At 60.4% G+C, this 13,968-nt stretch carries 13 protein-coding genes and 1 tRNA gene; 5 read left to right on the forward strand and 9 right to left on the reverse strand.

Annotation, left to right across the window (positions count from 1 at the left end; translation table 11 throughout):
- Nucleotides 1-5: 5 nt before the first annotated feature.
- Together JTP94_RS09590 and JTP94_RS09595 are read left to right on the forward strand one after the other, a co-directional pair.
- Nucleotides 6-440 (forward strand): glyoxalase superfamily protein, encoded by a 435-nt coding sequence (locus JTP94_RS09590; protein ID WP_204850267.1) that lies wholly within the window; start codon nucleotides 6-8, stop codon nucleotides 438-440.
- Nucleotides 441-504: 64 nt separating this feature from the next.
- The gene (locus JTP94_RS09595; RefSeq protein WP_204850268.1) at nucleotides 505-1,872 is read left to right on the forward strand and encodes an MATE family efflux transporter; all 1,368 of its coding nucleotides are present in this window, start codon (nucleotides 505-507) and stop codon (nucleotides 1,870-1,872) included.
- A 49-nt stretch (nucleotides 1,873-1,921) separates the two neighbouring features.
- Here the strand turns inward: JTP94_RS09595 and iolB are convergent, their stop codons facing one another.
- The 5 genes from iolB to JTP94_RS09620 all read right to left on the reverse strand — a co-directional run bounded on the left by iolB (nucleotide 1,922) and on the right by JTP94_RS09620 (nucleotide 8,581).
- On the reverse strand, nucleotides 1,922-2,719 hold the full coding sequence (iolB, locus tag JTP94_RS09600) for a 5-deoxy-glucuronate isomerase (RefSeq protein WP_204850269.1): 798 nt from the start codon (nucleotides 2,717-2,719) through the stop codon (nucleotides 1,922-1,924).
- 16 nt (nucleotides 2,720-2,735) lie between these two features.
- A complete protein-coding gene (gene iolE, locus JTP94_RS09605; RefSeq protein ID WP_204850270.1) occupies nucleotides 2,736-3,650 on the reverse strand; it encodes a myo-inosose-2 dehydratase in 915 nt (304 codons plus the stop codon).
- A 68-nt stretch (nucleotides 3,651-3,718) separates the two neighbouring features.
- Nucleotides 3,719-5,569: a 3D-(3,5/4)-trihydroxycyclohexane-1,2-dione acylhydrolase (decyclizing) gene (iolD, locus tag JTP94_RS09610; RefSeq protein WP_204850271.1), complete on the reverse strand. Its 1,851-nt coding sequence runs from the start codon at nucleotides 5,567-5,569 to the stop codon at nucleotides 3,719-3,721.
- Between the two features lie 25 nt (nucleotides 5,570-5,594).
- Entirely contained in the window at nucleotides 5,595-7,529 is a 1,935-nt protein-coding gene (gene iolC, locus JTP94_RS09615; protein ID WP_204850272.1) for a bifunctional 5-dehydro-2-deoxygluconokinase/5-dehydro-2-deoxyphosphogluconate aldolase, read from the reverse strand.
- A 179-nt stretch (nucleotides 7,530-7,708) separates the two neighbouring features.
- Nucleotides 7,709-8,581 (reverse strand): MurR/RpiR family transcriptional regulator, encoded by an 873-nt coding sequence (locus JTP94_RS09620; protein ID WP_204850273.1) that lies wholly within the window; start codon nucleotides 8,579-8,581, stop codon nucleotides 7,709-7,711.
- A gap of 232 nt (nucleotides 8,582-8,813) precedes the next feature.
- On the opposite strand from JTP94_RS09620, the gene JTP94_RS09625 reads away from it, so the two are divergent.
- The 3 genes from JTP94_RS09625 to JTP94_RS09635 all read left to right on the forward strand — a co-directional run bounded on the left by JTP94_RS09625 (nucleotide 8,814) and on the right by JTP94_RS09635 (nucleotide 11,627).
- Nucleotides 8,814-9,932 (forward strand): Gfo/Idh/MocA family protein, encoded by a 1,119-nt coding sequence (locus JTP94_RS09625; RefSeq protein WP_204850274.1) that lies wholly within the window; start codon nucleotides 8,814-8,816, stop codon nucleotides 9,930-9,932.
- A 247-nt stretch (nucleotides 9,933-10,179) separates the two neighbouring features.
- Nucleotides 10,180-11,397 (forward strand): FAD-dependent oxidoreductase, encoded by a 1,218-nt coding sequence (locus JTP94_RS09630; RefSeq protein WP_204850275.1) that lies wholly within the window; start codon nucleotides 10,180-10,182, stop codon nucleotides 11,395-11,397.
- 129 nt (nucleotides 11,398-11,526) lie between these two features.
- Nucleotides 11,527-11,627 (forward strand) — tRNA-Ser (locus tag JTP94_RS09635).
- A gap of 49 nt (nucleotides 11,628-11,676) precedes the next feature.
- Here the strand turns inward: JTP94_RS09635 and JTP94_RS09640 are convergent.
- The 4 genes from JTP94_RS09640 to JTP94_RS09655 all read right to left on the reverse strand — a co-directional run.
- Entirely contained in the window at nucleotides 11,677-12,642 is a 966-nt protein-coding gene (locus JTP94_RS09640; RefSeq protein WP_204850276.1) for a tyrosine-type recombinase/integrase, read from the reverse strand.
- Nucleotides 12,643-12,835: 193 nt separating this feature from the next.
- Complete coding sequence (locus JTP94_RS09645) at nucleotides 12,836-13,030, reverse strand: hypothetical protein (RefSeq protein ID WP_204850277.1); 195 nt, start codon at nucleotides 13,028-13,030, stop codon at nucleotides 12,836-12,838.
- Nucleotides 13,023-13,481 carry a hypothetical protein gene (locus JTP94_RS09650; protein ID WP_204850278.1) on the reverse strand — a complete coding sequence of 153 codons (459 nt, stop codon included), beginning with the start codon at nucleotides 13,479-13,481 and terminating at the stop codon, nucleotides 13,023-13,025. Before JTP94_RS09650 ends, JTP94_RS09645 begins: the two co-directional genes overlap by 8 nt.
- A partial coding sequence (locus JTP94_RS09655) for a hypothetical protein (RefSeq protein ID WP_204850279.1) occupies nucleotides 13,478-13,968 on the reverse strand: 491 nt, incomplete at its 5' end. The genes JTP94_RS09655 and JTP94_RS09650, both read right to left, overlap by 4 nt.

The raw sequence follows: 13,968 nt of genomic DNA on the forward strand, positions 1-13,968 counted from the left end.
ATCCTATGACGACGTATCCGTCCATAGATGAATTGAAGTCGCAGGCCCGGCGTTTGCGCCAGGCCATGGCTGAGCGCGGCGATGACATGAGCCATAGCGCCGCGTTGGAGCTCATCGCCAAGCAACATGGCCTGCGTGACTGGAACACGCTCTCAGCGCTCGCGGCCAAACCGAATGACAGGCCTGATACGCCCTTCGCGGTCGGCGCTGCCGTTCGCGGCCGCTATCTGAACCAAACCTTCACCGGCAAGGTTCTGGCACTATCAGCGAAGTCCGGTGGGCTTTACAAGATCACCATTCACTTCGACGAACCGGTTGACGTGGTCGCCTTCGAGAGCTTCTCGGCCTTTCGGCAGCGTATCAACGCCCAGGTCGATGCCGATGGTATCTCGCCGCGCAAGACGTCGAACGGCGTGCCGCATCTGGTGCTCGACATCTAATTGATCCCATCATCAACGAATCTCGAGTGTCGCCTGTAGCAAGCGACTCCGCCTGGACCTCATCATGACACGTCATTCCGAAACCAACATGTTCCTCACCGGCTGGCTGCCCGGCGTTTTTGCCCGAACCGCCGCGCCGATTATCGTCATCACCACGGTTAGCGGCCTCTTTGCCGTGGTCGACGCCTATTTCCTCGGCGTCTATGTCGGCGCTGAGGCACTGTCAGCTGTTAGCCTCATCTTTCCGGCGCTGATGTTGCTGATCGCGCTGCAGTCGCTGGTCTCGAATGGCATGGCGAGCATCCTTGCCCGCCGCCTCGGGGCCGGGGATCGTGCCGGGGCAAGATCTGTGTTCACCGGCGCTCATGCGCTGGCGCTGGCTGTCGTCATTCTCATCAACATCATCTATTGGCTCGCCGGGCGGCAGCTTATCGCCATGGCGGCGGCGGGAAACGAGGTAGTTGCCGCAAATGCCGAGGCTTTCATGGGCATCATGGTCGCTTTCGCGCCGATCAGCTTCTTCCTCTCGCTACACATCGATGCATTGCGCTGCGAGGGAAGGCTCGGCTTCATGACCCTGGTGACGCTTGCCTCAACGCTGCTCAATATCTTCGCCAACTGGCTCTTGATAGGTGTCGCGCATTGGGGTGTCGTCGGCTCGGCCGCTGGTTCGATCCTGGCGCAGTTCATCTGCCTGACGATCATCCTTGCCTATCGCCTGCGTCGCCCCGGCGGGCTCGCGGTCGACAGGAAGCTGCATTTGCGCGAATGGCGCGGCATCTTCGCGTTCGGCGCGCCGATGAGCCTAGGCTTTATCGGCATCTCGCTGAGCTCGGCGGCAATTCTCTTCAACCTGTCGATCTGGCATGAGGGCGATTACGTCTCGACCGTTGGCGCCTATGGGATCGTGACGAGGGTGATGACCTTCGCCTATCTGCCGCTTCTCGGCCTCAGCATCGCGCTGCAGACCATATCGGGCCACAATCATGGCGCCGCACTTCCGGCCCGTGTCGGCCGCAGCGTGCTGATCGCCATGGCCTCGGCTCTGGTCTATTGCGCTGTGGTGGAATTGATCGTCGAACTGCTGGCGGGACATCTGGGGGCGGTCTTCGTGGCGGATCCCCTGATCGTCGGGGAAGTCGGCCGTATTCTGCCATGGACGATCGGCGCCTACTTCCTCTTCGGGCAGGCGATCATCCTGTCGTCCTATTTCCAGTCGGTCGGCGATGCGAAACGCGGCGCGATCTTCGGTTTGTCGCGGCCCTATCTGTTCACGCTGCCGCTGACATTTCTTTTGCCGCTCTTCTTCGGCGAAGGCGGGATCTGGATGACGCCGGTCTTTGCCGAGGCGGGAATGATCCTGCTCATCTGGCTCGTGCTCTCGCGCAACGCCAGAAACCGGGGCTGGCGCTACGGCCTGCTGCCGGCATGAAATGAGAAAGACCGCGCTGTCGAGGCGCGGCCTTTCCTTTTGAAGCCGTTCAGGCCTTGAGCAGCCATTCATGTTCCGGCGCATTGTAGAATTTCCAGATGCGCTTCGGACCAGCCATGACGTTGAGATAGTAAAGGTCATAGCCGTGGCATGCGGCGCAGGGGTGATACCCCTTCGGCACCAGCGTCACGTCACCGTCCTCCAGCGCCATGACCTCATCCAGCGAACGGTCGTCGGTATAGACGCGCTGGAAGGCGAAGCCCTGTGGCGGGTTGAGGCGATGGTAGTAGGTCTCCTCAAGGAAGCTTTCGTTCGGGAGATCGTCCTGATCGTGTTTGTGCGGCGGATAGGACGAGGTATGGCCGCCCGGCGTGATCACTTCGACAACCAACAGAGAATGCGCAGCACCATCGTCTTCAGGCATGATGTTGTTGACATGGCGGACATTGGTGCCCTTGCCGCGCGTCAGCGCCGGATGTGTTCCCGGCGGGATGGCACGCGCCTCATGGGAGCCGCCGCCCGGCGCGGAGCAGACGGCGAGTTCCAATTCGGTTTCAGCCGTGACCGACCAGCTCGAGCCGGCTGGAATGTAAAGTGCGTGCGGCGCTCCCTCGAAAGGGCTCATGCGGCCGCCGAGCAGGCCGAAATCCTTCTCGCCCGCCTTGGCGCTTCCCTTGCCGCTGACCCAGACGAGGCAGACCTCGCGATCGCCGGTCTCGACTGAAGCCGTTTCGCCCGGCTTTAGCCGGTGGAGATCGAAGCCGACATAGGTCCAGCCGGCGCTTTCGGGCGTGACATGGGTGACACGACCATGGGAGCCATCAGGTTTGACCTTGAGATTTGGCATGGGCGTTCTTCCTTGCTTACTTGGGAAAACCTTCGGTTTCCACCGTATAACCTGCGGCCGTCATGACCCGCATCAACTCGGCATGACCGATCTCGGCCATTTTCTGCGGCGGCGCCTTGCGCGGGTCCTGTTCGGCCTCGACGACGAACCAGCCTTCATAGCCGTAACCGGCGAGACGCTTGACGATGGCGCCGAAATCGAGCGAGCCGTCGCCGGGTACCGTGAACGCGCCGAGCGCGACGGCATCCAGGAAGGACTGCCGGCTGCGATCCAGCCCATCGACGACAGGCTTGCGGATATCCTTGACGTGAACGTGGTTGATGCGGGCGTGGTGGTTGTCGATGGCGCGCAGGACGTCGCCGCCGGCAAAGGCGAGGTGACCCGCATCGAGCAGAAGCGGAATGCCTGCACCGGAATTGCGCATGAAGGCGTCGAGTTCCGGCTCGGTTTCGACGACCGCTGCCATGTGGTGGTGGTAGGAGAGCGGCATGCCCTGCGCGGCGCACCATTCGCCAAACTCGGTCACACGGCGCGCATAGGCCTTCATCTCGTCATCCGAAAGGCGCGGCTTGGTGGCAAGCGGCTTGGAGCGGTCGCCCTGGATGGAGCGGCCGACTTCGCCATAGACGATGCAGGGCGCATTGACCGCCTTGAACAGCGCGATCATCGGGGCGATGCGGTCCTTGTTGGCGGCAAGCTCCTCATTGACCAGAGTGCCCGAGAACCAGCCGCCGCAGAGCGTCACGTCGGCGGCGCGCAGGATAGGCAGCATCTCCTCAGGATTGCTGGGGAAACGCCGGCCCTGTTCCATGCCGGTGAAGCCGGCGCCGCGCGATTGCCGCAGGCATTCCTCGAGGGACACATCGTCGCTGAGCTCCGGAAGATCGTCGTTCCACCACGCGATGGGCGACATGCCGAGTTTGGCCTTCATCAATAGTCTCCTTAAAGGCATCGTTTGGGGGAGCTGAAACGCTCCTCCAGAAAAATGACAGAAATCGATCAGCGGATACGCTGGGCGCCGCGTGCTTCTTCATAGGCCGCGCGGGCCTTGTTGACTTGCGGACGAGGGCTGACTTCGGGAACGGCGACATCCCACCAGTGCCCGCCTTCGTTCGTTGTGATCAGCGGATCGGTATCGATGACAAAGACCGAGGTGCGGTCGTTCTTCTTCGAGGCCTCGATCGCCTGTTCCAGCTCGGCAATGGAGGCAACCTTGACTGATATCGCGCCCATGCTTTCCGCATGCGCCCGGAAGTCGATCTCCGGCATCACCTCATGGTACGAATCCTTCAGCAGATTGTTGAAGTTCGCGCCGCCGGTTTCCATTTGCAGCCGGTTGATGCATCCGTAACCGCGATTGTCGAGCAACACGATGTTGAGCTTGAGGCCGAGCATGACCGAAGTGGCGATCTCGGAGTTCAGCATCATGTACGAGCCGTCACCGACCATGACGATGACGTCCTTTTCGGGGCAAGCCATCTTGGTGCCAAGGCCGCCGGCAATCTCGTAACCCATGCAGGAGAAGCCATATTCCATGTGGTAGCTGCCAGGAACCGTGGCTGGCCAGAGTTTGTGCAGTTCGCCTGGCAGGCCTCCGGCGGCGCAGACGGAAATGGCGTTTTCTCCGCCGATCGCACGGGTTACCGCACCGATGACCTGGGCATCGGAGGGAAGGGCGGTATTTGTTGCGGCCATCGCTCTGGCGGCTGCTTCGACCCAGATCTTCTTTTCATGGGTCGCCTTCTCCAGGAGCGCTGCCGGTGCCCGCCAACCGGCGAGCCCTGCCGAAAGCGCCTTCAGTCCTTCGCGCGCGTCGCAAACGAGCGGCCGGCCGTCATGCTTCGATGCGTCGTATGCCGCGATATTGAGCCCGATGATGGAGAGCTTCTCGTTCTTGAACAGCGCCCAGGATCCGGTCGTGAAATCCTGGCATCGCGTGCCGACGGCAATAATCAAATCCGTGTCTTCGGCAATCGCGTTCGCGGCCGAAGTTCCGGTCACGCCGACAGAGCCGAGCGCCAGCGGATGGCGTTCGTCGATTGCCGATTTGCCGGCCTGGCTGACGACGACGGGCACGCCGTGTGTTTCTGCAAACTCCGTAAGTTCCTTGGTCGCCCGCGAATAGAGCACGCCGCCGCCGGCGATGATAACCGGCTTCTCAGCTTTGCGGATAAGCGCAATCGCATCGGCGAGCTCGTTGGTGTCGGGCTGCGGGCGTCGCGTCGTCCAGATGCGCTCCTCGAAGAAGCTCTCTGGATAGTCGAACGCCTCCGCCTGCACATCCTGGCAAAGCGAGAGCGTCACCGGACCGCAATCGAGCGGGTCGGTCAAGACCTGCATGGCGCGCTTCAGCGCCGTGATGATCTGTTCGGGCCGGGTGATGCGATCGAAATAGCGCGAGACCGAACGGAAGGCGTCATTGGCGGACACGGTGCCGTCGCCGAAATCCTCGATCTGCTGCAACACCGGATCGGGCGCGCGGTTGGCGAAGACGTCGCCGGGGAGGAAGAGCACGGGGATGCGGTTGACATGCGCGACGCCGGCTGCGGTCACCATGTTGAGGGCCCCGGGGCCGATCGATGTTGTGCAGGCCATGAAGCGTTGCCGGAAACTCGCTTTGGCATAGGCGATGGCAGCGTGCGCCATGCCTTGCTCATTGTGAGCGCGATAGGTCGTCAGCTCCTCGCGCACCTGATAGAGCGCCTCGCCCATGCCGGCGACATTGCCGTGGCCGAAGATCGCCCAGACGCCGCCGAAGATCGGCAGCTTCTGACCATCGATCACGGTCATCTGTTTCGTGAGGAAATGTGTGACGGCCTGTGCCATCGTCAATCGGATCGTCTTGCCCATGGGGCGCCTCCCAAATGCTTTTAAACTATTGCAGGCCGCGGGTTTTCAACCACGCCTGGGTCAGTTGCCGGAAGCGGCCGGCCATGTCGGCAATCGCTTCCTCGTCGTTCATGCCGCCTGATAGCCAGGCGCGCGCCGCATCGGAAAAGATCGTTCGCCCAACGGCGAAACCCTTGACCGAGGGTGCTGCCAGCGTCGCCTCGAAGCTGCGGATCAATTCCTCCGCCGGCGCCTCCAGGCCGAGCAGCACGATACCCCGGCACCATGGATCATTTTTGGCGATCACGGCATCGATTTTTTTCCACGCGGCTGTCGATTCCTGCGGCTCCAGCTTCCACCAATCGGGCTTGATGCCGAGCGCATAGAGCTCTTCCATGGCAGTCGGGATCGTGTCGTCGGTCAATGGGCCGTTCTTGCCGGCGATGATCTCGACCAGCAGTTCGCGGCCGACCTTGCGTGCTGCCTCGAACAGCGTCCGCAGCTTCTCCTGCTGCTCCGCCTTCAATTCCTTCGGGTCGTCCGGATGGTAGAAGCAGAGGCATTTGATGCAGTGGTTGAGCGGCCATTCGACGAGCTGCGAACCGATATCCTGGCTGAACTCGAATTTCAGCGGTTTGGAGCCCGGTAATTCGACCGGTCGGCCGATCCAGGAGAAGTTCTTGGTCGCGGCATCGAAGAAGGCATCGCGGCCGAAGCGCTCGTCGATCAGCATGCCATAGCCGGACCGACCGCCCGACACTCGTGCCGCCGCCTCGACGGCGAGCCGCTTGAAGGCAACGATCCTGTCATGGCCAACGCCCAGTTCGTCTGCAACGCTGACCAGCTGCGAGCGATGGTCGATGGCAAGCGCCATCAACAGCGGCACCTCGCCGCGACGGGTCGTTGCCCAATGAATGTGGTTGATCGATTCGTCCTTGCGCAGGGCCCGGTGCTTGCTTCCCGTCTTCAGGAAGAATTCGAGCTCCGTCCAGGTCGGATATTCCGGCGAGCAGAGCAGCCGGGAAACGGCGAAGGCGCCGCAGGCATTCGCCCAGGTGGCGCAGGTCTTCAGCGGTTCGCCGCGCAGGTAGCCGCGCAGAAAGCCGGACATGAAGGCATCGCCGGCGCCGAGCACGTTGAACACTTCGATCGGGAACCCCTCGCCAACGATGCCGGCTTCAAGATCGTCCGAGATCGGTCCATCATAGACGATGCAGCCCATGGCGCCGCGCTTCAGCACGATGACCGCAGGCGATAGGCGGCGGATCTCCTTCAGCGCGCCGAGCACGTCGTCGACGCCCGAGCCGATCATGATCTCCTCTTCCGTACCGACGATCAGGTCGCAATCCGGTAGCGTCTCCCTCATCTTCGAGGAAACGCGATCCGATTTCACATAGCGCTCAAAACCTTCGGCGTGACCGGCAAGGCCCCAGAGGTTCGGCCGGTAGTCGATATCGAAGAGCACCTTGCGTCCGTTCGCCTTGGCGATGCGGATCGCCTTGCGTTGCGCAGCTTCGGTGTTCGGCTTGGAGAAATGCGTGCCGGAAACCAGAACGGCAGCGGAGGATTTGATGAAGTCCTCGTCGATATCGCTCTCCTCGAGCGCCATATCGGCGCAATCGGAGCGATAGAAGATCATCGGCGAGACGCCCTCGGCCTCGACCGCGAGCAACACCAGCGCTGTCAGGCGCTCCTTATCCGTCGCGATCCCCTCGACGGCAACGCCCTCGCGCGCCGATTGTTCGCGGATGAAACGGCCCATCTGCTCGTCGCCGACACGGGTAATGAGACCGGATTTCAGACCAAGCCGCGCCGTGCCGATGGCGATATTGGCCGGGCAGCCGCCGACCGACTTGGCGAAGGAGGCGATATCCTCCAGCCGCGAGCCGATCTGCTGGCCATAAAGATCGACGGAGGAGCGGCCGATGGTGATCACATCGAGTTTCGCCTCCGGCTGAGCGCCCGGATTGTCGTGTGCCATGATGTCCTCCCGTCCGGGCATGACCTCTTTCGCTCTTCAGCCTGCGGCGAGATCATGCGTTATTGAAAGTGCCGGTGTTTGTTTTGTCCCGGTTGTGGTCGATCGGGCGGCCATCTCCCACGGCCGTGATCCCGGCTGTAATGAAACATTGGTTCCGAGATTTTGTCAATTCGGAATGTTTATTCCATTTTCGTTTTGTCTGCTTTTATCACGCCTTTTCGCCGACGCTCGGCGATGGCGACAGGAAAGGCCATGATGAGCGCCATGGAGGCCGACAGCGAGCGGAAGCCGGCGAAGTCGGCTTCCGCTACTTCGAACCAATGGGTGGCGCAGGCGGTGAGCGGCGAGAAGGCCGAATCGGTGATGGCGATGACGGGCACGTTGCGCGCGGCGAGATCCTCCGCCTGCGCCAGGCTATCGGCGGCATAGGGGGAAAAGCTCGCGGCGATCGCCGCGTCTTTCTCCGTGGCGAAGCGGGTAATCTCGCCATCGATGCCGTTCGGCGAAGCGACGATCTGGTGGCGTATGTTCAGTTTGGAAAAGGCGTAGGTCATATGCGCCGTCAGCGGGTACGAGCGGCGCTTGGCGATGAGATAGATCGTCTCCGCGGCGGCGAGCACGTCGATTGCCTTGGCAAAGGTCTCCGTCTCTATGGTGGCAGCGAGCTTGTTGACCGATTGGCTGGCAGCAGAGAGAAAGCCCGAGAGAATGCCTGCCTCTTCGTCCTGTATGCCGGAGCGCTCCAGCGTCACCAGCCGCTCTTCGTAGCTCAGCGTCCGGTCGCGCAGCCTTTCGCGAAAGATGCTCTGCAGGTCGGAAAAGCCCTCATAACCGAGATGATGGGCAAGGCGCACCAGCGTCGACGGCTGGACTTCGGCCGCCATAGCGATGCTGGCCGTTGTGCCGAAGGCGATCTCGTCGGGATTGGAAAGCGCGAAGGCAGCGACCTGCGCAAGGCGCTTCGGCATGGCATTCTTTCGCTCTATGATGATGCTGCGCAGGCTCTCGAAGTCACGCGGCACCCTGATCTGCGTGTCGATGCTGTTGTCCATGCCCCGTCCTCCCGCCGCCATACACGTCAATGAAACAAATATTCCATATTCGCAACGATAGCGGATTTTGATTTGCTCAGCACGAATATTTTTAAGTGAATGATTTACAATATATAATTTCTATTTTTGGCGATTTTTGACGGCAGCGGCCGCAAGAGTGCGCTTGTCAAAACGGTCCAGATATTCCAAAAATCAGCCCAACTTCGGGAGATGATGTGAGGAGAACAGGCAAATGAAGCCGTTGGGCGTTGGATTGATCGGAACCGGCTATATGGGCAAATGCCATGCGCTGGCGTGGAATGCGGTCAAGACCGTGTTCGGCGATGTCGCGCGGCCGCGCCTGGTGCATCTGGCCGAGGCCAATGCCGATCTGGCGAAGGCTCGCGGCGACGAATTCGGCTTCGAAAAGGCGACGGCCGACTGGCGCGAACTCATCGCCGATCCCGACGTCGACGTTGTTTCCGTCACCACACCCAATCAATTCCATCCGGAAATGGCGATTGCGGCCCTGGAAGCCGGCAAGCATGTCTGGTGCGAAAAGCCTATGGCGCCTGCCTATGGCGATGCCGAGCGCATGCTGGCTGCCGCCAAAGCTTCCGGCAAGGTTGCCGTTCTCGGCTACAATTATATCCAGAACCCGGTGATGCGGCACATCAAGTCGCTGATCGAAGACGGTGCGATCGGCACGGTCAATCACGTCCGCGTCGAGATGGACGAGGATTTCATGGCCGATCCGAACGGCCTGTTCTACTGGAAGAGCGAGCTTGCCTCAGGCTACGGCGCTCTTGACGATTTTGCCGTGCACCCTCTCTCGCTGCTGTGGTTCCTCTTCGGCCATGTGGAAGCTGTCGTCACCGATATGGCGAAGCCCTATGCCGAGCGGCCGTTGAAGGGCGGCGGCAGCCGCACCGTCGAAAATCACGATCTCGCCAATGTGCTGATGCGGCTGGGAGGCGGCATTTCCGCCGTGCTCATGGCCAATCGCTCGGCCTGGGGCCGCAAGGGGCGGATAGCCCTGCAGATCTTCGGCTCCAAGGGGTCGATCTCCTATGACCAGGAGCGCATGAACGAATTCGAGCTTTACCAGGCCGAGGGCAGGGATAGCGAACAGGGGTTCCGCAAGGTTCTCGCCGCCCCCGCGCACAAGCCCTACGACCGCTTCATCCCGGCCCCCGGCCATGGTCTCGGCTTCAACGATCTGAAGATCATCGAATGCCGCGAGCTGATCCGCGCCATTTCCGGCGAAGCTGCGTCAGTCGTCGCTTTCGCGGACGGCCTGCGCATCGAAAAGTCGGTTCATGCCATGGCTCGATCCTTCCACGAGCGGCGCTGGATCGAAATCGTCGATTAAGCATTTTGCAGCCAGGCGGACTCACCTGGCGCGGCACAAATGCGGCAGAAAAAGAGATGGAGCGGCAGTCCGGCGTCGGCCGGACGTCCGCCGCTCTTGGCTTTCGGCCTAATTTTCTCCCGATCCATGGCGCAGGGTCAGTCGTGATTGACGCTTGCAGGTGTAAGCGTTACCCCTTGAAATCCATAGGCGCATCCGTCCTCGTATCACGCCGGCGGATCGCCTTAATAACAATGGAGTACGGATCGTGACGGGCAGATTGGTCATTGTCGGGGCCGGGCAGGCAGGCTTTGCGCTCGCAGCCAAATTGCGGACGCTGGGTGATTCCAGGCCTATCACCATCGTTGGTGCGGAGGAGAGCCTTCCCTATCAGCGGCCGCCATTGACCAAGAAATACCTGCTCGGCGAGATGACGTTCGATCGCCTGCTGTTCCGCCCGGAACATTGGTATGCCGACAACAATGTCGATATCCGCCTGTCCACCTGGGTCGAGCAGATCAACCGCGCCGCAAAGCAGATCGTCATGCAGGACGGCTCGGTGCTAGGCTATGAAACGCTGGCGCTTGCGACGGGCGCCACTCCGCGCCGGCTGCCGCCTTCCGTCGGTGGCACGCTCGAAGGCGTCTATCTCGCCCGCGACAAGCGCGATGCTGATCTTCTTGCGGGCGAAATGCGCCCCGGACGCCGGGTCCTCATCATCGGCGGCGGGTATATCGGACTTGAGGCCGCCGCCGTCGCGCGCCATCGCGGCCTCGAGGTCACCCTGATCGAAATGAGCGACAGAATCCTGCAGCGTGTCGCGGCCAAGGAAACGGCTGACATCTTCAGGGCGATACACAGGAAGCATGATGTCGTCATTCGCGAGAAGACCGGACTGAAGCAGCTCGTCGGCAGGAACGGTCATGTCGCCGCCGCGGAGCTTTCCGATGGATCCACCATAGATGTCGACTTCGTCGTCGTCGGTATCGGTGTCGCCCCGAATGACAGGCTCGCCAAGGAAGCCGGCCTCGAGGTCGGCAACGGCATCGTCGTCGATTCGTTCGCCCGCACGTCCGATCCATCCATTTTCGCCGTGGGCGATTGTGTCGAGCTGCCATGGGAAGGCGGCCGGATCCGCCTCGAATCGGTCCAGAACGCCGTCGATCAGGCGGAAGCCGCAGCCGAGATCATCGCTGGCGGCAACGAGGCCTATGATCCGAAGCCGTGGTTCTGGTCGGATCAGTATGACGTGAAACTGCAGATCGCCGGTTTCAACCTCGGCTATGACGAGACACTTATGCGCGCCGGCGCCCGCGAGGGCTCCGTTTCCGTCTGGTATTTCAAGCAGGGCCGTTTCATTGCTGTCGATGCCGTCAACGACGCAAAGGCTTATGTTACCGGCAAGAAGCTGCTGGAAACGGGCGTCAATCCGTCGAAAGCCGTTCTGGCCGATCCGGCTGCGGATATCAAACAGCTCCTGGTTTGATGGCAACTGCAAGCCGGCTATGGAGTTCGCCTCCGCGGGATGCTCCGGCCGTCTTAATGCACGGAGAACATGCGCGGAGATGAAAAAGCGCTTGCGTCGATAAATGAATGGCCCTATCAGGGCCGCACCGGAGAGGTGGCCGAGTGGTCGAAGGCGCTCCCCTGCTAAGGGAGTATTATTCTCTGGGCTATCCCATTTCATCAGTTTGATTTTGTTATATTTTCTCGTCAAGAAGATTTTTTCGTGTCACACGCTGTGACGCAGGCGTGCCAAAGCGCCTCATTTCTTGCCGAAAACGCGGTCGATCACCTCACGATCCGCATCCCCTTCCACATAAGTCTCCATCAGCAGCCGGCGTGACTTCCACCCGCCGTGATCTGCTGTCGTCGCAACATCCACGCCATTGCGTCGGATCATCTCCGTTGCGAATCCGTGCCGCCCGATCTCATGGCTCGTCAGGCGGACTAGTCCGGCCGCTTTAATCACCTTGTCGAAGCGCTTCTTGATCGTCGATCGATTGGCAGCTCCGAAGACAAGGTCTTCACTCATGCTCCGGATATTCGCCAGATCGATGACCATGGCGCGCGTCAAAAATACCTTGCGCGGCTCCGTCTTCGTCTTCGTCAGGAATGCATGGCGCTCCTGAAGGCTCACATCGTCCCATGTTAGGCGGCAAGCTTCCGAAACGCGGGTGGCCGTCTCGAACATGAAGCGAGCTGCAGCCGCCGTCTCTGGCATATCAAGACGCTTGGCGGTCTTGTAGAAGACATCGAGCCATGCCTTGTTCCCAGCGGCGCGCACCTTCCTAATTTCAGGAAACCGCTTGACGCTGATCTTCTGCGTGCCCTTGGCGTCAGCCGCATGATTGACGATCGCGCGCATCGGCGTAATGACCTGACGGTTCCATGTCGCCGCAGCAGCATTCGGATAGATCGTCTTCGCCGCACTCCGGATGACTGGCCCGGTAATGTCCTTGACCTTCCATTTCGCAAAATGGTCGAGAAGCGGGACGGTGAAGCGCTTATCACCACCATCATCGATATACAGCTTCAGCGCCTGAGGAAAAGTCAGGATCGCTTCTTCACCGTGGACAGCGGCACGACGGAGTTCGTTATCGTATTTGCTCGCGGTGTCTTGCGCGAGCCGGAGGTCAGTCGTTTTCGTAGATCTTCTGTGTCGCTTTCCATCCACGGTGCAATCGAAGTGCCAGTAGATGCTCCCTTTGCGCTTGTAGAGTTCTGGCATCGAATTGGCTCCGGCTTGGCGGCGTGAACAATGGTATCGAGATCGGAGGGCAACAGAAACATCGTCTTCCCGAGCACTCGACAGGCCCCGAGAGCCCGCGCTCGCTCGCGCAAGGTGCGCTCAGATATTCGTATCCCTGCCGCCTGCAGTTTGGCAACGGCCATAGCCGGCGATATGGCTTCGTCAAGGATGGTCATTTCCCCTCCTTGCCTATGTTGTCTCTTTGTTCTGGAAGAGGATTGGGGGAGGAAGGCGGAAGACAAGACAGCGCATCGCGAAGAGCTTTGATCCGGATGGCGCACGCAGCGGCCTCGATATGCTGGCTGCGGTTCTTGTGAAACTTCCGCCAGGATTCGGTTTCGGAGATGAGGCGAAGGATTTCAGCCATTCTCGACCTCCTTCGCCTTGCGATAGGCAGAAATAGCGGCACGAGCAGCACGAAGATCGGCCAATCTTATAGAAGTATCTGGCGCAATGAACCGTTCGTCGCTGGCGCCCATCCACCATTTTTCGGCTTCTTGTGAAAATGGCTCCAGCGCCTTCGCCATCTCGTCGCATAGGGCCTTGAGGGAGTCTCGTTCGGCGATGAGGTGAAGAGCAGCATTCCGAAGATGCTTCCATCTCGGTTCAAATGCGGAGAGGATTTCCGCTAGCTCACGCTTTGCGGCGTCGCTACCCTCTTCTTCCATGAGCATATAATCTATCTTGGCTCGAAGACGAGTAATCTCATCGGCAGATTCGGTAGAGAGTTCGGTATCATATTTCGTGGTGGCAGTTTGTCGGGGGACGCTCTGAAGCGCTAAGGCGCGCTGACGCAGGCGTTCTACGATCTCGCTCATGGTTTCTCGCTCCCTTCGTCAGAGGGTATTGAAGGAGGAGTGGGGAGAGGGCCGAGTGACCGGCAGCGATATCGGTCATGGTATTGCGGCCAAATGCAGGTACCGCGCTGCTTATTATCCCAATATTTCATGTTTTCGTTCCAAGCATAGAACTCAGGTCCTACCCATTTCCCTTCATAAGAGCCAAATGGAGGATGCCAGCAGATAGCGGCGATTAGGCAATCCTTCGGGGCGTCTTGGATTTCAATCCATCCATCCCCCATCCCCGCCAGATACGCCTCAACAGCCGCCTTAGCCTTGGCGAGGTTGCGTTCGCGCTCGACGAATTCGGAGGCGGCGGCAGATGTTGGGAAAACATGCGTGCTTCCATCGGGCAGCGTTGCCGTGTGTTCGGCAACATCATCGACCAGACGCGTTAGATTGATCCTATACCCTATCTCAGCGTCTCGCATGGCTTCTGCGGCGGCTAGGAGGGCGGATTCGTTCA

Source organism: Martinezella lusitana, from assembly GCF_016901135.1.
Lineage (GTDB): Bacteria > Pseudomonadota > Alphaproteobacteria > Rhizobiales > Rhizobiaceae > Rhizobium > Rhizobium lusitanum_D.